Genomic DNA, 24,131 nt, shown 5'->3' with positions numbered 1-24,131 from the left:
GATATGATAGCCGAAGCAACAAACATATTTCCTATTTACAAAGTGGAGCACGACTGTATACTCAGCAGACAGGGAGATATTACGGTAGCCTATGAACTGACCCTGCCCGAGATTTTCACTTTATCGGAACGGGATTATACGGCTTATCACAGCACCTTTGTCAAGGCAATCAAGGTACTGCAAAACCATACCGTCCTACATAAACAGGATTGGCACACACAGGCGAGCTATAAAGCAGACTACGAAGGAAAGGATGGTTTCCTTGCCCGTAGCAGTGAAAAGTTTTTTAATGAACGACCTTATCTGGCTCATTCCTGCTATCTTTTCCTGACCAAAAAGCCAAATGGGCGCAAGCCTGCCACATCCGCTTATAACAATCTTTTACGGAGGACGATTGTTCCGGCGCAAACCGTGGACGAAAACCTTTTCCAACATTTTCTGGACAGCGCGGGGCAATTCGAACGGATATTAACAGATAGCGGATTTATTAGGCCGAGGCGATTGAGAAATGATGAGTTAGCGGGAACGTCGGTAAAGGCAGGGATTATGGAACGTTACTGTTTTCTGTTAACAGAAAACGAGCAGTCGATAGTACGTGACATTAATCTGCAAAATGGTTTGAAAATAGGTGACCGGTACTGTCAGCTGTATACACTTGCTGATACCGAGAACCTTCCTGCCCTGTGCGGAAGCAGGATCAACTATGAAAAATACAGTACAGATCGGACCAAGTTCAGTATTGGTTTTGCAAGTCCATTAGGGCAGCTCTTAAATTGTAATCATATTTACAACCAATATATACTGATCGAAGATCCGCAAAAAACGATCAAGGCGCTGGAATCTAAAAAGCTCCGGCTACAATCTCTTTCGATGTACAGCAGGGAAAACGCCCTGGCAATGGAGGCAGTCAACGGCTTTCTGAACGAGGCCATCGGTGAGCAGCGGCTGCCTATTAAAGCGCATTTCAACGTGCTGGTATGGTCGGATAAACCGGAAGATGCAGAACTTAGAAATCAGGTCAGTTCGGCACTTGCTCAAATGGACTGCACGGCCAAACAGGAGACAGACGGCATGGCCCAGATATGGTACGCCGGAATGCCCGGAGCAGGGGCCGATTTTCCCATCAATGATACTTTTGACAGCTTTGCCGAGCAGGCTGCATGTTTCTTCAATCTGGAAACCAACTATAAAGATAGCATCAGTCCGTTCGGTATCCGTCTTGGAGACCGGATAAGTGGTCGACCCGTGCATGTGGATATTTCGGACGAGCCCTGGAAACAGGGATGGATCACCAATCGGGCAAAATTTATATTGGGTCCTTCGGGTTCGGGAAAAAGTTTCCTGACCAACCATTTCATGCGGAGCTACCATGAGCAGGGTGCACATATCATTATTGTGGATATTGGCCACAGCTATAAGGGATTGTGCGATCTGGTAGGCGGTTACTATTTTACTTATTCGGATGATGACCCCATACGTTTCAATCCTTTCTATCTGCCTGAAGGTAGCTCGCTCGACACCGAAAAAAAAGAAAGCATTAAGACCTTGCTGTTATCCTTATGGAAAAAGGATAGCGAACCTTACAAAAGGTCCGAGTATGTTGCGATATCCAATGCCCTAACCTTTTACTACGCTTACTTAGACGAAAATCCCGACATCTTTCCTTCATTCAACAGCTTTTACGAATTTCTCTTATCCGAATATTCGCCGGTACTTAAAGAAGCGCAGGTAAAGGAAAAAGATTTTGACCTGGGGAGTTTTCTTTATGTACTCAATCCTTACTACAAGGGTGGGGAGTTTGATTACCTGTTGAACGCCAATGAAAATCTGGACTTACTTCATCAACGGTTCATTGTGATGGAACTGGATGCAGTGAAAGACCACCCCGTGCTTTTTCCTGTGATTACCCTTGTCATAATGGAAATGATTATATCAAAGATGCGGAAAATACCGCAGATCAGGAAAGTTGTGCTGCTGGAAGAAGCATGGAAGGCAATTGCAAAAGATAGTATGGCCGAACATGTGCGCTACCTATGGAAAACCATGCGCAAGTTCTTTGGTGAACCTATCGTAGTGACGCAGGAAATCGAGGACATTATCAGTTCGCCCATCGTAAAAAATGCCATCATTAATAATTCTGACACGAAGATATTGCTCGATCAGTCCAAATATGCCAACAAGTTTGAGCAGGTACAGGAACTGCTGGGGCTTACGGATAAGGAGAAAGCACTGGTGCTATCCATGAACAAAGCTAACGATCCCGACCACTCGTACAAGGAGGTGTTTATCAGCCTTGGTGGACACAGCAAGGTCTACCGTACCGAAGTATCACCCAAAGAGTATTGGACCTATACCACGGAGGCCAGTGAAAAGGTAAAGGTACAGGAATACGCCCTGCGATATGGTAGTATGCAGAAAGGTATTGAGATGCTTGTCAAAGAAACACTCGGTCAATAATGAATAAGCTAATGAAAACTATAAAAAATTTGACGCACAAAATCAGGAAGATTATGAAGAAGTATATGATTATGCTTCCCCTTAGCGCCGCCACGTTGTTTGTAGGTGTACCGAAAGGGGCCAGCGCACAGATTGCCCTAGCGGAAGTGATCCGCACGGGCGTAAAAAGGGTCATCAAAGCGGTAGATCTAAAGATACAACGCTTGCAGAACGAAGCGATATGGCTACAGAATGCCCAGAAAGTATTGGAAAATCAGCTTTCCAAGCTGAAACTCACCGAAATTGCCGATTGGACGGAAAAACAGAAAGAACTCTACCGTAAATACTATCAGGAACTTTGGGAAATCAAATCGGCTGTTACCTACTACAAACGTCTCAAGGAACTCACGGCAAAACAGGTTGAACTGGTAAATGAATATAAGTGGGCATGGAACCTCTTTAAACGCGATAAGCATTTTTCACCCGAAGAAATCTCCGTTATGGAAAAGGTATATACGGGAATACTGGATGCAAGTGTCAAAAATGCAGACGAGCTTTTATTGGTTGTAAACAGCTTTAAAACCCAGATGTCGGACGCCGCCAGACTGGAAATCATTGCCGGTGCAGCCGATAAGATCGATCAGAACCTTTCCGATCTAAAAAAATTCAATCATGAAAATATCAAACTGAGTATCCAGCGGGCAAAGTCATTGGATGAAGTGGTCACTTTAAAGGAGATTTATGGAATACAGGAATAAGCTATCGGTATTTCGCAGCGTACTGCGCAGCTCGTTATTATACTGGATTTCAGTATTGTTTCTTTCTGCTGTGGTTAATCCTGCCAAGGCTCAGACATTCTCGGAGTTTTTCAAACAGAAAAAGACGCAGAAAAAATACCTGCTGACACAGATCGCAGCCTTGCAGCTTTATTCGGGTTATGTAAGAGACGGTTATAATATTGCCCGTTCGGGACTGCAAACAGTAAAAGGATTTACCAATGGGGAGTTTAACCTTCACCATGCCTTTATCAGTTCCCTGAAAGCTGTAAGTCCCTTCATCAGAAACCATTTGAAAGTGGCCGAAACCATTAGTTTCCAGCTTGCCATCAGCAAACTGTTCAATATGCTCGAAAAGGATGATGGAATTCTCTCAAGTTCACAAAAGGCCTATATCGAAAAGATTCACGCTAAGCTGTCGGAGGATTGTAGCAAAGATATGGAGGAATTGCTGTTAGTTATTGCTTCCGGTAAAATCGAAATGACAGAAGACCGGCGCTTGCAGCGGTTAGATAAGGTTTTTGCGTCCATGCGGGACAAGTTCTCGTTTGCACAACATTTCGCGGGACAGGTAAATGTGTTAAAAGGACAGATAAGATCAGAATTAAAGTCCGTAAATCAAATCCACAATATGTATGAAACAGTTAATTGAAAAAGGCAGGTATTTTCTGTTTGCCGTAACTGCTTACTGCCTAACAATGGCATTGCCCTTACGGTCATCTGGGCAGTCTACCGAAATACAGCAATTGATCCTCAATGCAGAAAAGTTGAGCCAGTTCAAAAACATTTTAAGGGATATGAAAACGGGTTATGATATAATCAGCAATGGTTATAATACGATCAGGAATATAGCAGAGGGCAACTTTTCCCTGCATACCGTTTTTCTTGATGGCCTGATGCTGGTCAGTCCCGAAGTGAAAAAATATGGACGGATTGCCGACATCATCAGCTTGCAAGGTAGGATCAATTCGGAATATCGATCCGCACTATCACATTTCAGAAGTTCGGCAATATTCAACTCCGGAGAATTGGAATATATGGCTAATGTGTACGGAAGGCTATTGAACCAGAGCAAAGACAACCTGGAGGATCTTCTCCTGGTGATCACTTCCTCTCAATTGAGAATGAGCGATGAAGAGCGTCTAGCGCAGATCGACCGTATTTACAACGACATACAGGATAAGTTACTTTTCCTCCGGAAATTCAATGAATCAGGTAATGTATTGCTGGCGCAGAGGAAAAGAGAAATAAATGATATCAAAGGTATCAGTCAATTTTTTAACGGTAAAAACCCATGAAAAAAATTAAACTTGCGGCCGTCCTGTTGGCGGTTGTCGCACTTGTCTTCCCGCTTGCAAGTCGTGCGGATATTGCCCAGACCTTGGGCGGCATGCAACCCGTACTGGAGGCCGTGCGGGATGACATGCAGCCGCTAAGCGGAAAACTCATCGACGTTGCCCGTGCCATAGCTGGTTTTGGTGCCCTCTGGTATACCGCCAGCCGTGTATGGCGCCAGATTGCAGCCGCCGAATCCATCGATTTTTATCCGCTCCTGCGCCCATTCGGTCTTGGCCTCGCTATTATGTTCTTCCCGGCGGTCATCGATCTGATGAACGGTGTACTGCAACCGACCGTGGTTGCCACTGGTGCAATGGTCAAAGATAGCGATCACGCAATCATGGCGTTGCTGAAACAAAAAGAGGCGGCAGTAAAAAAATCCGATCTATATAATATCTATATCGGAGAAGACGGTAACGGTGATCGTTCCGAATGGTATAAATATAAATATCCCGAAAACGAAAACGGCTCGAGCGAAGGACTTTTTGAAGGACTGGGCCACGATATGCAGTTCTGGATGGAGAAACAATCTTATAATTTCCGCAACTCGGTCAAACAATGGATGAGCGAGGTTTTGCAGGTTGTTTTCGCAGCCGCTTCCCTTTGCATCAATACGATCCGGACATTTTTTTTGATCGTGCTCTCCATACTCGGGCCCTTTGTGCTAGGTCTGGCGGTCTTTGATGGTTTCCAGCAATCGCTTGTAGGGTGGCTTGCACGATATATCAATGTCTTTTTATGGCTTCCCATCAGTAACATATTCGGAAGTATCCTCGGCAAAATTCAGGAGAACATGCTCAAAATAGATATCGGACAGATCGGACAGTCGGGTGATACCTTTTTCAGCACCTATGATACCGCTTACCTGATATGTGCGCCCGTAAAGGCTTTATAATAAATGTGTCTATGGCAAGACACCAGGCAAGGTTCCGATAGCCTGTCATTAACCGACTTATCTGAAAGGGAAACTGGACAGGGAGTGTAGCATGTCGGGAAAGCCGTAAGTCAGAAAGTTACCATTCTGCGACTGAATGGCAAGATGAAATGATAGATATGAGGATAAAATCCGAATTGATTGAATGGCAGTCCGAGTGGTCGGCGTAGGGACTTTGACGTAAGGTAACTATACTCGTCAGATTACGATAACCCGCTAAGGAATATGAGTAGTGTGGTCAGGAATAAATCGTAACACAACCATAGTAAATGGTAAAGGACGGAAACCATATCCGACAATCTATCGAGCCAAGTTATTATTTAGCTAAACGGGGATTACCTAAGTCGGAACGCCGAAAGGCTATGAGGTTAAGCCTCTGAATATCCGATATGGTAACGGAGCTTCCGTAGTAGTCCGAGCAAGGGAAAGCCTTGTACATGGCGAAGGGAAGCAGTTAAAGGTTTTAATACAATTAAAGAACAATGTGAGAGACATTATGAGAAATTCTGAAAAAGTATTAAACGGTCTATCAAAGCATAGTCCACAATTAGATTACAGGTATGAAAGGCTGTACAAGAATTTGTTCAACGAAGAAATGTTCTATGCTGCCTACCAACGCATTTATGCGAAGGAAGGCAATATGACAGAAGGTTCCGACGGGAAGACAATCGACGGTATGAGCCTTAATCGTATCTCAAAACTAATCGACTTGCTTCGAACAGAAAGCTATCAGCCCCAACCTGCTAGAAGGGTGTACATTCCAAAGAAAAATGGAAAGATGCGCCCGTTGGGAATTCCGTCTTTTGATGACAAATTGGTACAGGAGGTGGTTCGTATGACGCTTGAAGCCATTTATGAAGGACAGTTTTTGGACTGTTCCCACGGTTTTAGACCATACAGAAGTTGCCACACCGCGTTGGTTAAGATACAAAAGACATTTACAGGCGCAAAATGGTTTGTGGAGGGAGATATTAAAGGGTTCTTTGATGAGATAGACCATCATATTCTGATCGGTATACTCAAGGAACGCATCTCCGACGACAGATTTCTACGCCTTATATGGAAGTTCTTAAAGGCAGGTTACGTTGAAGAATGGACTTTTCACAACTCCTACAGCGGAACACCGCAGGGAGGAATTGTCAGTCCTATTTTGGCAAACATCTATCTGGACAGATTGGACAGGTATATGGTTAAGTATGCCAAAAACTTCGACAGGGGAACAAAGCGGAAACCTCACAATACGAGGTATACGTTCGAAAGCAGGAAGGCGCGGATGGTGCTTAAACTTAAAAATGTAAAAGATGAAAACGAACGTCAAGAATTAGTAAGACAAATCAAAGCTATTGACAAAGAGCGATTAACCATCCCCAGCTGTGATGAAATGGATGATGCGTTCAAGAGAATTAAGTACGTAAGGTATGCGGACGACTTCCTTATCGGGATAATTGGTAGTAAGGAAGATGGTAAACAGGTAAAGGAAGACATCAAGAAATTTCTTGAAGTAGAACTAAAACTGCAACTATCTGAAGACAAAACGCTGATAACCCATACGGAGAAGCCCGCCAAATTTCTTGGCTACGAAGTAACTGTACGCAGAACCAATGACGCAAAAAGGGACAGTATGAACAGGCTGATTAGGTCTTTCAACAACAAGGTAATCCTCCGCATCTCTATGGATACCATCAAGAAGAAGCTACTCGATTTCGGCATTGTCGAAATTCGAAGGAATAACGATGGGAAAGAATGGTGGAAACCTAGAGAACATACAAAAATGCTCAATAACGATGACTTGGAAATTCTCCAAATGTACAATTACACATTAAGGGGATTCTACAATTACTATTCTGTAGCAAACAACAGTGCCGTATTGAACTCTTACGGTTACATTATGGAGTACAGTATGTACAGGACTTTTGCCTGTAAATACAGAAGTACAGTGCGCAAAATACTTCGTCAATATGAACGAAACGGCGTATTTACCGTGAGCTACACTAATAAAAAGGGAGATGAACGTAGACAAACTTTTTACAAGGGTGGTTATAAAAGAAAACTACCTACTGCGGACGTAAACTTGGACAATTCCCAAACAGTTTATCATTCAACCAGTACAAGTCTGATAGATAGACTTAAAGCTGAGAAATGTGAAATGTGCGGAGCAACAGAGCGATTGGACATGCATCATGTGAGAAAACTCAAAGACTTGGATGGCAAAGGCTTTGCCGACAAGCTGATGATTGCAAGACGTAGAAAAACCATTGCCCTATGCAGGAGTTGTCACTTAAAAACACACGCAGGGTCGATAGACCGATCCTTTAATGGAGAGCCGGATACGCTGAGAGGTGTAAGTCCGGTTCGGGGGCGAGCATTTGAAAACCTACCATCGAAATATGGAAAGGCGTCGGGTGCTTAGCCTACTTATGCTGATCGGAATTGTAGGGTATTTCACCGTTCCCAATGTAGCTAACTACGTGTTGCAGGCAGGAGGAGCCAATGCCCTATTACAGAAGGTAACCAGTATGGTATCTACTTCGGCCATGGCCGCAGGAGGTTTGGCGACAGGAGGGGCAGCTGGTGTAATGCAGGGAGGTTCCAACATCTTACAGGCCGGAAAACAATATTCCGGCCGGCAGGCTTAGGCTCACATGGTGCATTAGGTACTACGGGAAAAGGAGGAGCCCACCTCTATGACAAACTTTCCGGTAAATAATTCAAATTAAAGACAAGCCTATGTTTACACAGTTCAGAAATATCGACACGGCATTCAGACATATAAAAAGGTTCAGCATTTTCCTGATATTGGCCAATGTACTGACCGTCTGTATCTGTGCCTACAAAAGCTATCAGATGGTAGAAGCGGCTCAGCAACGGATTTATATTCTATATAACGGGAAGGTGCTGGAAGCCCTTGCGACACATAGGCAAGGTAACCTTCCTGTGGAATTGCGGGATCATATCAAAACGTTCCACTACTACTTTTTTAACCTCATTCCGGACGACAAAGCGATAGAGGCCAGCGTCTCAAAGGCATTTTATCTCGCGGACGAATCTGCCAAGAAGCAGTATGACAACCTGAAGGAATCGGGTTATTATAACAACCTGATCTCGGCCAATATCTCGCAGGAAATTGAGGTGGACAGCACCGTGCTTGATATAGACCAATATCCCTACACATTTATCTGTTATGCTACCCAGAAGCTCACCCGCTCAACCAGCACGGCATTGAAGAGGCTGGTTACTAAAGGGAAAGTGCGCGACTTAAAGCAACAGACAGATAATAACCCACATGGCTTTCTGATACAGCACTGGGAAGTCCTCAAAAATGAAAATCAGTTGCCATGAAACTATATCGGAAACAACAGGATAGAAAGCAGCGGCAACATGAACAGGATGAAACGGCCTACCGGATAGCGATGAAAATCATCACGGGACAGAAACGGGTTGCTTCCTTTTTGAATAAAAAAGCCAGTGGCTTACCCCGATGGGTTTTACTATTCGCTTTTCTCTCGTGCTTTCTCTCTACCAGCGCCTACTGTATTTACCTGTTGGTCCGGGTACTGAACTGAAATTGATCATCAATAAAAAACAATATAATGATGGAACAGGAAAAAAAGAGAGACACCCGTAAAATATGGCTGTTTTTGCCATTGCTCGTAATGCCCTTTTTGGTATTTGCATTTTATACATTGGATGGCGGCATGGGAACGAAGGATGATACCCAATCCGAAAAGAAAGGCATTAGTACGGAATTACCTGATGCTGCATTCAGGCAGAAAAACCAGCCCCGTGATAAGATGGATTTTTACCGGCAGGCGACAAGTGATGAGGAAAAAAAGCAGGAGGGTATTGAAAATGTCATAAATAGGTTGGGTTTCTCGCCGGAAGAAAATCCAAAAGCCGAGGAAATTGATGAAAAACTGAAAGCAATTCAACAGGAAATCAGCAGGCCACAGGAAAAACAGGAAAAATTTCCTTTTGCAGCTGTAGCTGAAAATCCAATGGCGGAACCCAGCCCCAAATCAGAGATGAACAACGAAGTAGACCGGTTGGAAGCCCTGATGAAAAGCATGCATACAGACAGCGCCGATGATAGGGAGGTGGAGCAGCTCAATGGTCTGCTCCAGACGATTCTGGATATTCAGCACCCCGAGCGGGTCAAAGAAAAGCTACAAAGCGAAAAAGAGATGATTCCAGAGAAGGATAGCCTTTTCAGGGCGATACCGGCGATCATTACCAATAAACAAAAGGTAGTACAGGGAGCTACATTGAGGCTTCAGTTGCAGGATAGTATGGTCATCAAGGGCCATCATATTCCCAAAGGCTTTTACCTGTTCGCTACCTGCCGGATAGCGAATCAACGGATCATGCTGAATATTCGCAATATCCGCTTGGGAACATCAATTATCCCTGTAAACCTGAGCGTTTACAGTCTTGACGGAATGGAGGGCCTCTATGCACCCGAAGCGGTCATCACGGAAGCGGCAAATCTCGGGACGGACAATCTGGTGCGTGGAATCGGTATGTACGGGCTGGATGGCTCCATTGCCACGCAGGTAGCAGGTGCAGGTATGGATGCCGTTAAAAACATAATCAGCAAAAAAGTCCGCAAAATAAAGGTTAAGGTAAAAGCCGGGGAGCCTGTACTCTTAAAGAACAATGATTTAAAAAACACTAGATAGTTGGAAGAATCCGCTTTCCTAAAAGGAAAAGAATACAACCATTTCATATTTAACAATAAACGTAAACTTAAAATTGAATATTATGAATCTGAACAATTTAGAGGATAGGATCGACGAAGCTAAAAACCTTGGCTTTAGCCCAAAAACCATTGCACAGATTGAAGAAAATATCAAGCTGGGTGTTCCCGAATTTAAAGCATATGACAGTATGCCTGCAACGGCAAAAGGACAGATTGATTTTACGCTGCATTACAAAAAATCCAGCCAATCGGATTTCTATTATTTCAACAAATTTGACGCCGTACACAATAAGGTCGACCCACTGGAGATCGGTCAGAAATATATGGTTATCCTAAAAGGCGAAGATGGCAAAAACATAGTCAAGAAGCTTGATAACGTTAATGAAGCGATTGAACTGTTCAAAAAGCAGGAAGGAAATGCCGAACTTGCCATTGGAAAAGATGTTGCCCATAAAAGTATGGTTGCCAACATGGAAAATGGAAAGGTGAATTTTGTGGCAAAAACTTTCCAATCTGCCTATTATGCCAGTCCCATACCACAGACATTTTACGTAGAAGAAGGAAAAGGATTCAATAAGGAACAGGCAGGGAATCTGGTGCAGGGACGCGCCGTGTACCGGGATGATCTGCTGAATATACAGGGTATGGTTTATAAAGCATGGGTAATGCTGAATACCGACAAACCCCGTGACAGGTATAATAATCTCACGACAAGGATATTCCACGACCCGAGTTATGGTTTTGATCTTAAAGAATCACTCAAGTCATTTAATATCAAAGATCTTGAAAATCCGGAAAGGGCGGAAAAGATCTTTACAGGAATCATGAACGGAAACAGGGAGCTTGTAAAAGCGGAGAAAGCCAGCGGAGAAACGGTTAACGTTTATGTAGAAGCCTCGGTAAGGTTCCGTAAGGCCAACTTCTTCCTTGAAAATGGCAAGCCTGAAAAACGGGAGGAATTTTTAAAGCCGGGAGTAAAAGCCGAACAACAGGGTAAAGTATCCAGAGAAAATAAGCAGGAAAGAGCGGCAGGTATTGCCCGGTAAAGTGATTTGCCGTATTTAAGGGTTTTGAACAATAGATTTGGTTACCGGCCAAGCCTATTGTTCGGTATTAAACAATTATAATCACAAAGATTTAGGGTTTTTCAAAACGACCTCTATATCTTGATCTTAAAAACAATCTGTATCATGGAAAAATTCGCAGCACTGAAAGAACTTATTGCATCGGCCGAAAAAGATGCACAGGCATTTTATGAAAAAGGAAACAAAGCAGCAGGCACACGCTTACGAGGCGCACTTCAGAACACAAAAACATTAGCGCAGGAAATACGCAACGAAGTTACCGCAAAGAAGAATGCTAAGTAAGTTTCTTGGTTAAGAAGAAAAGCCGCTATGGTATGATAGCGGCTTTTTTGTATGCCAATTTAGCCTGTTTCGAGTAATACTTTCTTAATCTTTTTTTTATTAGTTTATATTTGAGTTTTGTTAGCTAAACTCCTGATTATGAAAGCATGCAAAAATTTTAGATGGATCGTTTTGTTATCGATTTCATTTTTTACGTTTTCCTGTTTATCGCCAAAAGGGAAAACAGACTTAAAAGATCAGCTAATTGGTAAATATGCATCTCAAAGTGAATCCACTTTTGACTATTATAAAGATACAGTGGAAATAAAATCAACGGATGACGGAAAATTTGATGTTCAGGTAGTAGCCCATTGGAGCAATGCAAAAAAGGATGACCCCAAACGTCCTGTAAATAAAGTTGCCGGGATATGGAATAAGGGAAAGCCGGGATCAATATTGGTTGCGGATTTTCAGACCGGTGATACCACGCTGCGTATTGTAGGTCAACTAAGAGGAGGTGTGAAAATTCTCAAATTTAATCTTGATAAAGGGGTAATGGAATGGCCGAAAGATGACGGAGAAACACTGATTTATACAAAAGTCGACAATTAAGAATAAAATTCTGGCCAATATGCTTGTATAATAATATTATTAATTCGTTCAAACTGAAAGAGGACAGCCGCTTCTTCGAGCCTTGAAGCCGCTATCCTCTTATTTTTTGCAACAGGCAGCCTCGTCCCTCAGCAGCCAGTTGCTTCCTGTTCAAGTCAAACCCTTCGTTTAATGTTCTTTTAGCCCATAAAACGCTCAATGATTGCGTACCCCCGGCGATTCGTTAGCAAAAAAATTAAACAATCCCCAACCGAGCAAGCCTGCCCGTTGGTTTGCTCGAAAAAAATCTTCCTCGCTCGTTCCTCGCGAGCGTATTTTTTTTCGGCAAAGCCTTGCACGGATGGGGATTCTATTAAGGTGAGGCTGCTTAACAATTGCCGGAGGGCCCTTGCGCCCGATGGACTTAAAAGTTAGGCGCTATGAAAAAAATTAAAGGCAGAAGCCCCCCATTGACGACAGGCAGCAGCAGAACGAAGCGGCTTTCCGCTCGCTCTGCTTCAGAAAAGGAATTACACGGACGGAATTATTGACATCAAAAAATAGAAATTATGAAAACTATAGAAATAAACAGCAAAAGCAATTTGGAGAATATTGTAAAGAACAGTGTGCAAAATGGAGTTAAACCACAGGACAATGTAAAATCTTCTTTGCCTCAGGAAAAACAGCAGGATAAGACTATAGATACAAAAAAAGAAGCTCCTTCAATAGCTGAACAAAAAGAGCCGAAAGCGGCAGAAACAGCTCCAAAACTGGAAAAACTTGCACTGAACTTAGAAAGCACCTTGAAGCTTGTGGAAGAATTGCACCGTCGAAAAATCCAACGGGATAAGCTGATCGATACCATTGATACACTTAATGCTTTTGAAGTAGCGCAGAAAGACGATGCGGAAGAAACCGATAGCAACCATTTTCAGGGCTGCGTACTATCGATCGAGGACGACAAGCGGAGAGAGTTTAGCACTAAAAACCCTTACATCATCAAGAAAGTAGCCGAATACATCAACGCGCTTTGTATGGATAGGTTAGCCGAGATTGAAGGTGAAATCCAACTGCCTGCTTAGTTATGGATGCCCCTTGTCATTTACGGCAAGGGGTAAATTAATTGCTCAAGTTATGGAAACAGCATTTTTAGAGTATTTGGACGGGCTTTATTGGGACGGTTACGGGGAGGAATTCAGAGAAGAAAACCCTGGAGAGTTTCAAGTTCAGTTAACGGCCTTTATCTGTGAGCATGCAGGTACGACTACAAATAGTAACACTAAAATTAGAGGAAATGGCACACAACATCAATTATAACAGCAATATGGGAAAACATTCTTTTTTCAGTGTGAAGGAAATCCCCTGGCATGGCCTAGGTACAATATTGCAGGATTACCCCACAAGCGAGGAAGCCATAAAATATGCGGGGCTTAATTATGAAGTTGCAAAATCACCCAATAAGCAGGTTTTCCCGAGCGGAAAAGAACAGTTTTCGGAAAACAGTTTTTTTACCTATCGAACCGATAACGAGGAAGTTTTAGGCGAGCATGTGGGGAAAGATTATGAAGTGGTACAGAACGCTTTCGCATTCGAATTTTTTGATAGCATTGTCGGGGCAAAGAATGGGATTCTGTATGAAACGGCCGGGGCATGGGGAAAGGGGGAACGCATATTCATCACCGCTAAATTGCCTGACTTTATCAGGGTTGGCCGTGACGATCTGATAGATCAATATCTTTTCCTTACCACTGCGCATGACGGGACAAACAGTATTACCGCTGCATTTACGCCGATCAGGATCGTTTGCAACAATAGCCTTAATGCAGCCCTTCGGACAACAGAAAGGATTGTTAAGATACGTCATACAATCAGTGCACACGAGAAGCTAAAAAAGGCACATAAGTTGTTAGGGATCAGTCATACGGTTAGTTGTGAGCTTCAGGAAATTTTTAACCGTTGGTCAAAAATCCATATCACAGACGCCAATCTCAAACGATTGATACAATTGGCCTTAGCTCCCAGTAAAGAGGCATTGGACAAAATATTTGGCGAGAAACAGGAGGAACTATCGACCCATTTCAATAAAAAGATTGATGCTGTTTTAGCGTATGCTTTTAATAACCCTTCTCAGATTGACCCAACCACAAACGGGACGCTGTATGGCTGTTATAATGCGGTCACGGATGCGCCCGTACTGGATGTGCAATAAATATACCTGTAGCGAGGTATTAGGCGAGTGTTCTTTGAAGCCTATCATCAACCGACTTATCTGGAAGGGAAACTGGACAGGGAGTGTAGCATGTCGGTGAATCCAAAAAGTCAACCAGTTGTCAGGTTGCGACTGAATTGGGAAGATGAAATGAATAGATATGAGGATAAAATCGAATCTGATTGAATGATGATCCGAGTGGCAACGGCACTAGCATTGACGTAAGGCAACTAAAATCGTCACTCTGATAGTACCCACTTCTCGCCTGTTTGGAAGTAGGGCATGAACAGACTATCGGCACGACTACAATAAGTAGTAAAGGATAAGTCATATCCGACAATCTAATCGAGCTATGTTATTGCACTTCTAAACGGGGATTGACCTAAATCGGAAAGCCACTGGCGTGGCTATGAGAGCAGTCTCTGAATATCCGACATGGCAACGGAGCCTCCGTAGTAGTCCGAGCAGGGGAAAGCCCTGTACATGGCGAAGGGAGGCAGCTAATATTTTTAATACAAATAAAGGAAAATGTGAGAGACATTATGAGAAATCCAGAATCTGTATTAAACAGTCTATCGAAGCATAGTAGAATTTCAGGTTACAAATTTGAAAGGCTCTATCGCATTCTTTTCAATGTGGAAATGTACTACACTGCTTACCAAAAGATCTATGCTAAAGCAGGAAACATGACCAAAGGCTCAAATGATACCACAATTGACGGTATGAGCTTACAACGGATTGAAAAGCTAATTGATACTATCAGAGATGAAACGTATCAGCCCAATCCATCACGAAGGGTTTATATAGCCAAGAAAAATGGTCAGAAACGCCCTTTAGGTATTCCGTCTTTTGACGATAAATTGGTGCAGGAGGTTATTCGGATGATACTTGAAGCCATATTCGAGAAGCAGTTTGAATATAGCTCTCACGGTTTCAGACCTCAGAGGAGTTGCCATACTGCACTGGTACAGGTCAAAAAGACTTTTAGCGGCGCAGCATGGTTCATTGAAGGGGACATTAAAGGTTTCTTCGATAATATCAATCATGAGGTACTGCTGAACATCTTACGGGAACGGATAACAGATGACAGGTTCATCAGACTTATACGGAAGTTCCTTAATGCGGGATACATTGAAGATTGGGTCTATCACAGAACTTACAGTGGAACTCCACAAGGTGGTATTATAAGCCCCATACTGGCAAATATCTACCTTGATAAACTGGATAAGTACATGAAAGATTATGCTACAAGGTTCGACAAGGGAAAGAGGCGACAAATTACAAAGATTGCCAAGAATAATGTATACCGAAAATCCTATCTGCTCGGGAAATTGAAACTTGAAAAAGATGAAAATGAGAGAGTGCTCCTGAAAAAGGAGATTAGAATGCTTGAGATAAAAAGACTTTCTATCGAACGCTGCAACGAAATGGATGCAAACTACAGGCGATTGAAATATGTGAGGTACGCAGATGACTTTATAATAGGTGTCATCGGTTCAAAAGACGAATGCAAGCTCATTAAAGAGGATATTAAAAACTTCTTAAATGAAAAATTAAAGCTGTCTCTTTCAGACGAAAAGACACTGATTACCCATTCAAAGAAACCTGCAATATTCCTCGGTTATGAAATCACTGTCCAAAGGTCTGACTTGCGCATGAGAGACAAGAATGGCTTTTTAAAGAAAGCCCACAACAAACGAGTTATGCTAAGGGTGTCCCGTTCAACCATACTGAAAAAATTACTCTACTACCGTCGGGTACAGGTAAAATATCACAATGGTAAAGAAGTCTGGAAACCATTGCATAGAGGTTCACTTATAAATAACGATGACCTCGAAATCTTAACAAGATACAACTCTGAAGTACGGGGCTTTTACAATTACTATTCATTAGTGAACAATCTCAAACAGATTAATCACTTTGGTTATATCATGGAATACAGCCTGTACCGAACCTTTGCGGCCAAGTACAAGTCATCTGTACATAAAATCCTCAACAAATACATGCATGACAAGGACTTTACTGTATTCTATAAAAACAAAAAGGGCAAAACTCTCAAACGTGTATTCTATAACAAAGGTTTCAAAAGAAACACCGAAGCTATTAAAGACAACAAGGTGGATAACCACCCAGATGTATACTTCACAAGGTCTATTACAAGCTTGATTGACAGATTGAAAGCAGAGAAATGCGAGTTATGTGAGGCAAATGGACAATTGGAAATGCACCACATCAGGAAAATGAAAGATGTCGAGGGCAAGCAACCTTGGGAGTTGGTCATGATGGCAAGAAGAAGGAAAACACTGGCGGTCTGTCACGATTGCCATAGAAAAATCCACAACGGTGAATAGACTGCATATATTATGTGGAGAGCCGTATACAGCGAGAGTTGTACGTACGGTTCGGGGGAGAGTTCAGGGAAACCTACCGATAGTAATATCGATAAGGCGTCAGGAGCTTATCCCACGCTATCTGCAAAATGTTCATGATTACGGTAGCGGAGAAAACAAATTAAAGTCCCTTATGTGTGGAATTTCCCAACAGCAGACACAAACGGCCTTTGATCTTTGCAACGGCTTTGCACAGGTGGGCGCAGCTGCATTGAATTAACGTTTTAACTTAAGCGGAGGCGCAACCGTACAAAGGGCGCGGTTTTATTATGAAATCGATAGATGAGTTAACAAACACGGATAAAGCCAAATTGATACATCAGCTTTTTCCCGAAGAAATAGCACCGCTTTTGGAATATACATCCTCCTTTTGCGTTAGTCTATCTGAGAATAGGGCAGTTTATGAAAACGAATGGAGCAGCAAAAGTATCATAACATTTAACTTTTGGCTTCATCTTGCAGGGGAAACGGAAAAACTCATTAAACGTTTGAAATATGATATGATTAAAAGCCGACATGTTTTTGCAGAACAATTATGCTTTAACCATAACGCTATCTTTTTTAATGAGTGTTTGGTGAGGTACGCTAAAGAAAAGTGCTTGAACGAGAAGTTTAAAAAGGCGGTAAATCTGTTGTATAGCTGAGAACTTACAATATGCCAATTTTTAGCCCCTTCGATTTTTACCAAAAATCAAGGGGCTTTTTTTTGCCGCGCCTTAAGTGCTTATAAAGTCCTTTTAGAACCTAAATCCAACTTGCTGATGTGCGTTTTTTTTTTTTGCTGGGCAAGTTGTTTTATTAACGTATTTCTTGGCCCTTCTTTCTCAAACTGTTTTATATATCTTATACGATAATTGACGAGTATATCAACATTCTTCGAGATTATCAATATGAGAGATTCTAGTGCATTGTTCCTATCTTTGCAAAATGTTTTACAGAAGAAAGCTGTTGTTGGGGTTATTACAGCAATTTGGCAATGTACTGGATAAAATACAGTTGCAAAAATTGCTCTTTTTAGTCACTAGGTCTCAAAGCTCTAGCAGTTACCATTTTGTTCCGTATAAATACGGCTGCTATTCGTTTCAAAGTATGTCTGACCTCAAAACTTTGAATAAGTACAATATTGTGCATATTGAAGAAAATTCAATTAGTTATATATCAGACGTCGATTACTTAAAACAACTTAAAGTCGCCGACCAAAAAGTTATTAAGGACATCAAGAGAATATATGGCAAAAAAACAAATGAGGAGTTGATGAGAACTACCTATATCTCCCATCCATATTACGCCATAAATAGTTTGGTCGCTAAAAGGTTATTGACAGAAGAACAATATAACAAGGTGGTAAAATCAAGGCCAACTGATAATACCACGGTTTTATTTACAATCGGTTATGAGGGACTGTCTTTGGAAGAATACATCAACAAATTGATTAAAAATAACATTAAACTGCTGTGTGATGTGAGGAATAATGCTGCCAGCATGAAGTTTGGTTTTTCCAAATCTCAACTAAAAAATGGGTGTGAATCGGTAGGAATCGAGTATACACACTTTCCTGAAGTGGGTATCAAATCAGAGTTCAGACAAGAGCTTAACTCTCAAAAGGATTATGATGAGCTTTTTGATGAATACAAAAAATCCGTTATTAAGGAAACCCTTTCAAGTCAAAAAAAAATTTTCACATTATTGCAAAAATATCACAGAATTGCGCTAACTTGCTTTGAAGCTAACATTTGCCAATGTCATCGTAAACCTTTGGCTGAAGCTATCACCCACCTCGAGGAGTGGGATTATGAACTTAAGCATATTTAACTTGGTAACAAGAAAAAAGATCCTTATCACCGTAACAACCTATCCATTACCATCAAGAAGCTATGATGAGCTAGTTTGCACAGCCGGTATTTTAGAGGACGGAACATGGATTAGAATCTATCCTGTCCCGTTTAAGTTCTTGTCCGGGTTGAGAAAGGACGGAATTGTAACTACATACAAGTTCACTTGGATAGAACTAGACGTCCAAAGACGTCGGGATGATTTTCGACCTGAGAGTCACTCTCCTAGAAATTACGATTTTTCTGATATTGTGGTTAAAGAAAGTATAGCAATACAAGGATCCACTAAGTCTAAGAACATAGCATGGAATCTAAGAAAGCAGGTGTGCACTAAAAATCTATACACGAGTATTGATAAATTGATTGAAGACTCTAGAGCACCTACAAACACTTCATTAGCAACATTCAAACCGCATAAACTTATCCGCTTTGAAATTGAAGAGGATGATCGGGAATGGAAAAAGGAATGGAAAGACCAATTAGCCCAGCTTGATTTGTTCTCATCACTCGAAACAAACCATGCGCCACGGAAGCTCATAGAAAAGATTCCGTATAAATTTTTTTATAAATTTGAGGATGAAAATGGAAAACAACCTAGATTGATGATAGAGGATTGGGAGATAGGCCAATTGTATTTTAATTGTTTAAAGAAACATAAAAGTGAAAAGGTTGCATTGGCAAAAGTGAGAGAGCAATATTGGGATAATTTTATAAAAAGGGATATTTATTTGTTTTTAGGAACAACAAAAGAGTGGCATTTAAAGAGATCTCTAAACCCGTTTGTTATCATTGGCGTATTTTATCCCCCCGTTATTAAAGAACAAGCAGCGATCATCAATCCTCAATTAAGTTTGTTCCCATTTTAACAGAAAAAGCTGTTCGATTAGGACTTAAACTTACTCATTTGGATGTTCTCCTCCTCCCAACCAGTCGCCGGTCAAGTGCCAGATCTCGTAATGGTATAACCAAAGACATGCCCATGGGATGATAGTTTCGCTGATCAGATCGCTGAACTTAAACTCGCCGTATAAAGGTCGATAAAGACAGAGTTTCTCCTGCGAATACATATGCGGGATTTTCTCGTCATTAAGATTGCGCTTTAGCTTAGGATCAAGTACAAATATGTCAGGATGCTGATTGAGAGAATAAATAACTTTTATGCTATATGCGCTGCTTCGCGAAGTAGGCTGTAAGCTTCCGATCGCTTTCAGTCTGCCGCTTGATACTGTGACATTAAACCCAGGCCATCTGCTACGTATAGCCTGTGCTTGAACGAGTACAGTTTTAGGATTCAATATGCTATTTGAATAACGCATTAGTAACCATAAAAAGTGTTATTTTTGATAAGTGTGCTTGATGATGTTCCCACTTGAACTATATTGCCTGAACCTCGACTGATTCCAATAGCCTTCTGCCTTCTGAAATCTTCCAGTTGCTCAACTTGACTTCGTTGAGCATTTATAAAGAGGTCGCTACCAAACAAACCTTTCAATATTTGCCCTTCCTGAAGGACTCCATGCTCCTTTTTCAATTCTTGCCACTCATTGTATAAATGATGTAGGAAGTTTTTAAATGCTTCATAAAAGGCCGGCTCTTTATCCCATTTATCAGTAAAGTCTTCCTGTTGATTTACCGGGTTTAGTATTTTTATACGATCAGGCAAGTATTGAATGTTTTCTGACATACGATTAACTATGCCTTCGACAGTATCAAAAATACTATCCTCCCCGTCATAGTATTGTCCTGCAATTGTTGTTAAAATGATGCTGGAGGTTTTATACGTCGCATCCTTTTGGAAATATACATCTCTGTACCTCTTTATTAGCTGGACAGCACGCTGTAACGGCTTTTTGTATCGAAAATTATCTGCTGGTATGTTCTCTGCTTGAAGAGCTTTTTCCAGTAAACTAGTCTTAACAGAATTGGCCTTATCCAAAAACCATTTCGCATATCCACGGGGGTTACTGCTAACCCAAAGTCCTAAAGATCGATCTGGGATGCAGAGCCTATCGTCATCCCAATCAAATTCTTGGATACCAGGCAATATGTCCATGTGGAAGTCTCCATGATACTTTAACCGTAAGCACCTGTTTTTAGCCTCCAGTATTTCTTTGTATTTCTCATGCTCCATTAGCCTGCGTTTTAGTTCTATGTAGATTTTTTGAGGCGTGTGTGAAATATGAGAGGTCTTAAGATGCAAGGCAATATCCAGGTCGAACTCATCTTTGCCAATAGGCTTTACGGTTGTTAAGATGCGTACTGATCCGTGAGGATAAACTTCATAAGCAAATGGCTTGAAAAATTTTTCATCTTTCTCAATCCAGTTCTTTACAGCTTCATAATGCTGTTTCATTCGGTCATACCTGGAGTCTCCAAGTTGCAAATTTTCTGCCATCTTATCAAGAATGTCATCAATTTGTGTTTTTTTGTCACTCAAACTAATCATCGTGGTAAAATTTTAAACGTATGTGGTAATATGATTTCTCCTTTTTCTGTAGCGCCCCGCCTTATTTCATCAGGACTGGCAAAGATTATCTCTCCTTCATTGTTTAGAAGGTTTGCTATAGCTTTTTTTTGTGCGTCTGTCTCAAGTCTTAGTTCGTATATCTCTGCATATCTGAATTCATCAATTGGAAATACAGGAGACGGTATCACACCCTCTTTATGATTGCCAATGAAAGCATACTTGACGTGTTTAAAAGGCTCCGAAGGAAGAAGGCCAGGTTCAATAAGCTCTTCATAGAATTCCCTCCATGGATCGATTTCCCGATTTTTTCTACTCTCAAACCATTTTAAAAATTCAATAAGTTTTTTCCTTTTATTTATTCTAATCCTTAAATCATGTTCTGTGTCCTCGTCTCGGGGAACTAAGTCGCAAGGTTCAATTCCGAGCTTATCAAACAACTCCCGATTCTCCTCCTTGAAGTACTTGAACGCTCCCCCTATGGGCTGATAGCCGATCCTATCTTTCTTGTGCCTTTTAATGAGTATATACTTTCCATTAATCTCGATCCTGAACAAGTAAGCAACTGTTATCCTTACTGGCTTATTGGGTTTAATAATGAAAGTCTTTAGCATTCCCCAACGTCGTCGGTTCTCAACTAAGAAAACAATGAATTCGATAAGACTTCCTAAGACGAAACCTAACGAAATCTTGAAAATTGTGGCCTTGGATTCACCACTCTCTAAAAAGAAACAGATAGCGAATCCAAGGATACCAATAATAAAACTTACTTTCCCTTTCATTCGAATGTTATTTGTCTTTTGGAGGAAACGGATCATTTCCGTAAGAATTCTTATCCCTAATCTGGCCATTAGGTCTATGGATAACAATTTCTGATTTTTGGTTAATAGCAATTCCGCGCGCTATCTTGACAGCTTCTGACTGTGTTTCAACTACTTTGGTCGCTTTTGTGTTCCCGGCTCCTTTAACAGCCCAATTATCTCCTTTGGGCACGACATGTTGGTTTTTTTTACTCATAATATCCTAAATTTGACTTAAAATCAAGCTTCATAATATATTTTAGAAGCTCTCAATTACATATGCTACCATTTCATTTTTTTTTGCCACTAATGGCAATTTTTTTTCGGAACTTAGCATCTAACCATAGATTAAGCCAATGAATCTTGTTGAAGCTATACAATCGATCGATTTAGATGCGGTCATAGACCGGATGAATGCCTATGCATTAAACCGCTTAGGTTCTGTAGGAATAAAAAGCTTCAATGGAAAAGAGCCTGTTGACTTTGTAGGCGACGTAATTCTAAAAGTTATAGAAGGAACAAGAGATTGGGATAATGCCACCTGTTCGTTTGATGATTTTTTATTCGGATGCTTAAAAAGTGAGATAAGTAATTTTTTTAAATCAAATCGCGTTAAATATGATGATGAGTTACCCGAACTGATGGCATCTAACTCCGAATACGATTTCGAAAAGAAAAGGCTTCGATTGGGAGAACTCTTAAAGGAAGCGGGGGCTGACGATGAAGAATTAACTGTTTTTGAATGCTGGATGGATGGAATGTATAAACCTGCTGAAATTTCCTCGGATTTAGGAGTAGAAGTTAAAGTGATTTATAATGTCACGAAACGTCTTCAAAGAACATTGTCAAAAATTAAATCAGAAGCAAAAAATATCATATGAGCAAGGATATAAAAAATAAAATAGATGAGGCATTGGTCTCCTTCTATAAAGAAGCAGATAAGGAGCTTATTGATGATTTGCTAAATGAGAATATTCAAGATATAAATGAATATAACAAGAAGAAAAAGCAAATTATTTTTTTAGCCAAGGCAAAAGCACAAAAGAAACGTAATGACGATCTACAGGCACTTGTTGTAAAATTTCAGAAAGCAATAGAATCAAACATTGAGAAGCCTGTAGCTATGTTAAAACAATTTATCCAAGGCAATCCATCCTTTGCTCTGTATCGCAACCTTGATAAGCTTTCGAAAGAAGATCTCATTGAGATTATCAAAGATCAAAATCTTGTTCAATTATTAGAAGAATTGGAAAATAATGAGAAAAGCCACTAATGCACATATACAAGCAAAACGGTTGTTGGAAAACTGTGGCCTAGACGAGATTACTGATTTAGATATGGATTTATTCATTGCAGGTTTAGATGCAATGTTAATAGAAGAAGAACTCAGCAATTGTGATGGTAAAATAATCTTTGGAAACAGTAAAGCAGTTATAAAAGTAAATTCAAAAATACAGTTTCCCGAAAGAAAGCGTTTCGTTGCCGCTCATGAAATAGGACATCTGATAATGCATAAAAATATGCAACTTCCCGATGATACCTTTGCAAATTTTAATATAATAGAAGGGATGGAAAATGCTTTAAAGAATGGTAAGCAAGAATTGGAAGCGAATGAGTTTGCATCGGAGCTTCTGATGCCCGAAAGTTTATTTTATAAAGAAGCTAAAGGAAAGAAATTTTCACCTTTACTTATCAAGCAACTATCCGAAAGATTTAAGACCAGTCTTACAGCTACTATATTCCGTTATATACAATTTGAGCAACTTCATCCTTTATGTTTGGTTTTTATTGAGAATGGAAAAGTCAGATATTGGAAGAAGTCGGACAGTTTAATTGTCTGGATGGGTGATTATAATAGACTGTCGCCCCCCTCGGATTCCGTCGCTGTGGAATACCTACAAAATAATTATGATTTCATCTATAAATTGGAAGAAAAAGCGCAAACGATAAATAAATCGACGTGGTTCAATTTGAACCAGTATGAGGAAGATACCCCGTTTTACGAATACTGTATCCCAACAAGACGTTACAAAACCATTCTTAGTATTATTTGGGAAGATTAAGAAATTAGCTAGCAATTCGTCGTAAATCATCCAGAAAACGGTTCGATATTCTTCCCCTAGGGTCTACAAGGGAAAGATTCAAAACGAATCTTTCCCTTTTTTGTTGTTTCTTCTAATTGAAAGAATTAAAAGGTGTTTGTTTTTAAAGGTAATAGAACGCCATATTTTCATTATGATGAATGGTTGTCCGAAAAGATCCTCGGCGTATGGGCGAGATGAGGCAAGTTGTAGCTCGCGCCTAATATTGGTTAACCAA

At 41.0% G+C, this 24,131-nt stretch carries 28 protein-coding genes; 24 read left to right on the top strand and 4 right to left on the bottom strand.

Annotated elements, in window-relative coordinates:
• Positions 1–3 precede the first annotated feature (3 nt).
• The 21 genes from ACH11B_RS00870 (at position 4) to ACH11B_RS00770 (ending at position 19,414) form a co-directional block, all read left to right on the top strand.
• Entirely contained in the window at positions 4–2,457 is a 2,454-nt protein-coding gene (locus ACH11B_RS00870; protein WP_130858254.1) for a TraG family conjugative transposon ATPase, read from the top strand.
• Positions 2,458–2,510: 53 nt separating this feature from the next.
• A complete protein-coding gene (locus ACH11B_RS00865) occupies positions 2,511–3,194 on the top strand; it encodes a conjugal transfer protein TraI (protein ID WP_377612851.1) in 684 nt (227 codons plus the stop codon).
• Positions 3,178–3,864 carry a hypothetical protein gene (locus ACH11B_RS00860; RefSeq protein ID WP_013663562.1) on the top strand — a complete coding sequence of 229 codons (687 nt, stop codon included), beginning with the start codon at positions 3,178–3,180 and terminating at the stop codon, positions 3,862–3,864. Before ACH11B_RS00865 ends, ACH11B_RS00860 begins: the two co-directional genes overlap by 17 nt.
• On the top strand, positions 3,848–4,510 hold the full coding sequence (locus tag ACH11B_RS00855; protein ID WP_404273998.1) for a TerB family tellurite resistance protein: 663 nt from the start codon (positions 3,848–3,850) through the stop codon (positions 4,508–4,510). Before ACH11B_RS00860 ends, ACH11B_RS00855 begins: the two co-directional genes overlap by 17 nt.
• Positions 4,507–5,445 carry a conjugative transposon protein TraJ gene (gene traJ / locus ACH11B_RS00850; RefSeq protein WP_377612864.1) on the top strand — a complete coding sequence of 313 codons (939 nt, stop codon included), beginning with the start codon at positions 4,507–4,509 and terminating at the stop codon, positions 5,443–5,445. The genes ACH11B_RS00855 and traJ overlap by 4 nt, the downstream gene beginning before the upstream one ends.
• A 535-nt stretch (positions 5,446–5,980) precedes the next feature.
• Positions 5,981–7,894, top strand: a complete 1,914-nt coding sequence (locus ACH11B_RS00845) for a reverse transcriptase domain-containing protein (protein WP_404273997.1) — start codon at positions 5,981–5,983, stop codon at positions 7,892–7,894.
• Positions 7,872–8,120 carry a hypothetical protein gene (locus ACH11B_RS00840; RefSeq protein WP_377613372.1) on the top strand — a complete coding sequence of 83 codons (249 nt, stop codon included), beginning with the start codon at positions 7,872–7,874 and terminating at the stop codon, positions 8,118–8,120. Before ACH11B_RS00845 ends, ACH11B_RS00840 begins: the two co-directional genes overlap by 23 nt.
• Before the next feature lie 91 nt (positions 8,121–8,211).
• A complete protein-coding gene (traK, locus tag ACH11B_RS00835) occupies positions 8,212–8,823 on the top strand; it encodes a conjugative transposon protein TraK (RefSeq protein WP_377613371.1) in 612 nt (203 codons plus the stop codon).
• Positions 8,820–9,047, top strand: coding sequence for a hypothetical protein (locus ACH11B_RS00830; RefSeq protein ID WP_187340823.1), 228 nt, complete (start codon positions 8,820–8,822; stop codon positions 9,045–9,047). Before traK ends, ACH11B_RS00830 begins: the two co-directional genes overlap by 4 nt.
• 27 nt (positions 9,048–9,074) lie before the next feature.
• A complete protein-coding gene (gene traM, locus ACH11B_RS00825) occupies positions 9,075–10,160 on the top strand; it encodes a conjugative transposon protein TraM (RefSeq protein WP_377613369.1) in 1,086 nt (361 codons plus the stop codon).
• Positions 10,161–10,242: 82 nt separating this feature from the next.
• Positions 10,243–11,226: a hypothetical protein gene (locus ACH11B_RS00820; RefSeq protein WP_377613368.1), complete on the top strand. Its 984-nt coding sequence runs from the start codon at positions 10,243–10,245 to the stop codon at positions 11,224–11,226.
• A 144-nt stretch (positions 11,227–11,370) separates the two neighbouring features.
• On the top strand, positions 11,371–11,547 hold the full coding sequence (locus tag ACH11B_RS00815; RefSeq protein WP_187340820.1) for a histone H1: 177 nt from the start codon (positions 11,371–11,373) through the stop codon (positions 11,545–11,547).
• Between the two features lie 138 nt (positions 11,548–11,685).
• Entirely contained in the window at positions 11,686–12,138 is a 453-nt protein-coding gene (locus tag ACH11B_RS00810) for a hypothetical protein (RefSeq protein ID WP_377613367.1), read from the top strand.
• Between the two features lie 548 nt (positions 12,139–12,686).
• Positions 12,687–13,199: a hypothetical protein gene (locus ACH11B_RS00805; protein ID WP_013663554.1), complete on the top strand. Its 513-nt coding sequence runs from the start codon at positions 12,687–12,689 to the stop codon at positions 13,197–13,199.
• 52 nt (positions 13,200–13,251) lie between these two features.
• Positions 13,252–13,434: a hypothetical protein gene (locus ACH11B_RS00800; protein ID WP_377613366.1), complete on the top strand. Its 183-nt coding sequence runs from the start codon at positions 13,252–13,254 to the stop codon at positions 13,432–13,434.
• Positions 13,412–14,326 carry a DUF932 domain-containing protein gene (locus ACH11B_RS00795; protein ID WP_404273996.1) on the top strand — a complete coding sequence of 305 codons (915 nt, stop codon included), beginning with the start codon at positions 13,412–13,414 and terminating at the stop codon, positions 14,324–14,326. Before ACH11B_RS00800 ends, ACH11B_RS00795 begins: the two co-directional genes overlap by 23 nt.
• Positions 14,327–14,868: 542 nt before the next feature.
• On the top strand, positions 14,869–16,677 hold the full coding sequence (locus ACH11B_RS00790) for a reverse transcriptase/maturase family protein (RefSeq protein WP_002979465.1): 1,809 nt from the start codon (positions 14,869–14,871) through the stop codon (positions 16,675–16,677).
• On the top strand, positions 16,670–16,936 hold the full coding sequence (locus tag ACH11B_RS00785; RefSeq protein WP_404273995.1) for a hypothetical protein: 267 nt from the start codon (positions 16,670–16,672) through the stop codon (positions 16,934–16,936). Before ACH11B_RS00790 ends, ACH11B_RS00785 begins: the two co-directional genes overlap by 8 nt.
• A 49-nt stretch (positions 16,937–16,985) precedes the next feature.
• Positions 16,986–17,360 carry a hypothetical protein gene (locus tag ACH11B_RS00780; protein ID WP_187340814.1) on the top strand — a complete coding sequence of 125 codons (375 nt, stop codon included), beginning with the start codon at positions 16,986–16,988 and terminating at the stop codon, positions 17,358–17,360.
• 283 nt (positions 17,361–17,643) lie between these two features.
• Complete coding sequence (locus ACH11B_RS00775) at positions 17,644–18,528, top strand: DUF488 family protein (protein ID WP_187340813.1); 885 nt, start codon at positions 17,644–17,646, stop codon at positions 18,526–18,528.
• The gene (locus tag ACH11B_RS00770) at positions 18,509–19,414 is read left to right on the top strand and encodes a hypothetical protein (protein ID WP_187340812.1); all 906 of its coding nucleotides are present in this window, start codon (positions 18,509–18,511) and stop codon (positions 19,412–19,414) included. Before ACH11B_RS00775 ends, ACH11B_RS00770 begins: the two co-directional genes overlap by 20 nt.
• 30 nt (positions 19,415–19,444) lie before the next feature.
• Here ACH11B_RS00770 and ACH11B_RS00765 read toward each other — a convergent pair whose 3' ends face one another.
• From ACH11B_RS00765 to ACH11B_RS00750, 4 genes are read right to left on the bottom strand one after another with little or no spacing between them, the layout of a single operon-like run.
• On the bottom strand, positions 19,445–19,864 hold the full coding sequence (locus ACH11B_RS00765; protein WP_187340811.1) for a hypothetical protein: 420 nt from the start codon (positions 19,862–19,864) through the stop codon (positions 19,445–19,447).
• Positions 19,864–20,994 (bottom strand): nucleotidyltransferase, encoded by a 1,131-nt coding sequence (locus ACH11B_RS00760; protein WP_187340810.1) that lies wholly within the window; start codon positions 20,992–20,994, stop codon positions 19,864–19,866. The genes ACH11B_RS00765 and ACH11B_RS00760 overlap by 1 nt, the downstream gene beginning before the upstream one ends.
• The gene (locus ACH11B_RS00755; protein ID WP_187340809.1) at positions 20,991–21,794 is read right to left on the bottom strand and encodes a hypothetical protein; all 804 of its coding nucleotides are present in this window, start codon (positions 21,792–21,794) and stop codon (positions 20,991–20,993) included. The genes ACH11B_RS00760 and ACH11B_RS00755 overlap by 4 nt, the downstream gene beginning before the upstream one ends.
• Before the next feature lie 7 nt (positions 21,795–21,801).
• Positions 21,802–22,029, bottom strand: a complete 228-nt coding sequence (locus tag ACH11B_RS00750) for a DUF2188 domain-containing protein (RefSeq protein WP_187340808.1) — start codon at positions 22,027–22,029, stop codon at positions 21,802–21,804.
• Positions 22,030–22,168: 139 nt separating this feature from the next.
• On the opposite strand from ACH11B_RS00750, the gene ACH11B_RS00745 reads away from it, so the two are divergent.
• The 3 genes from ACH11B_RS00745 to ACH11B_RS00735 are packed head-to-tail and all read left to right on the top strand — an operon-like array spanning position 22,169 to position 23,875.
• Positions 22,169–22,693 (top strand): sigma-70 family RNA polymerase sigma factor, encoded by a 525-nt coding sequence (locus tag ACH11B_RS00745; RefSeq protein WP_187340807.1) that lies wholly within the window; start codon positions 22,169–22,171, stop codon positions 22,691–22,693.
• Positions 22,690–23,085: a hypothetical protein gene (locus ACH11B_RS00740; protein WP_187340806.1), complete on the top strand. Its 396-nt coding sequence runs from the start codon at positions 22,690–22,692 to the stop codon at positions 23,083–23,085. The genes ACH11B_RS00745 and ACH11B_RS00740 overlap by 4 nt, the downstream gene beginning before the upstream one ends.
• Positions 23,069–23,875 (top strand): ImmA/IrrE family metallo-endopeptidase, encoded by an 807-nt coding sequence (locus ACH11B_RS00735; protein WP_377610284.1) that lies wholly within the window; start codon positions 23,069–23,071, stop codon positions 23,873–23,875. The genes ACH11B_RS00740 and ACH11B_RS00735 overlap by 17 nt, the downstream gene beginning before the upstream one ends.
• Positions 23,876–24,131 lie beyond the last annotated feature (256 nt).

The organism is Olivibacter sp. EAT-5 (assembly GCF_044784325.1).
Classification (GTDB): Bacteria; Bacteroidota; Bacteroidia; order Sphingobacteriales; family Sphingobacteriaceae; genus Olivibacter; species Olivibacter oleidegradans.
This window is presented reverse-complemented; position numbering and strand designations above follow the sequence as displayed.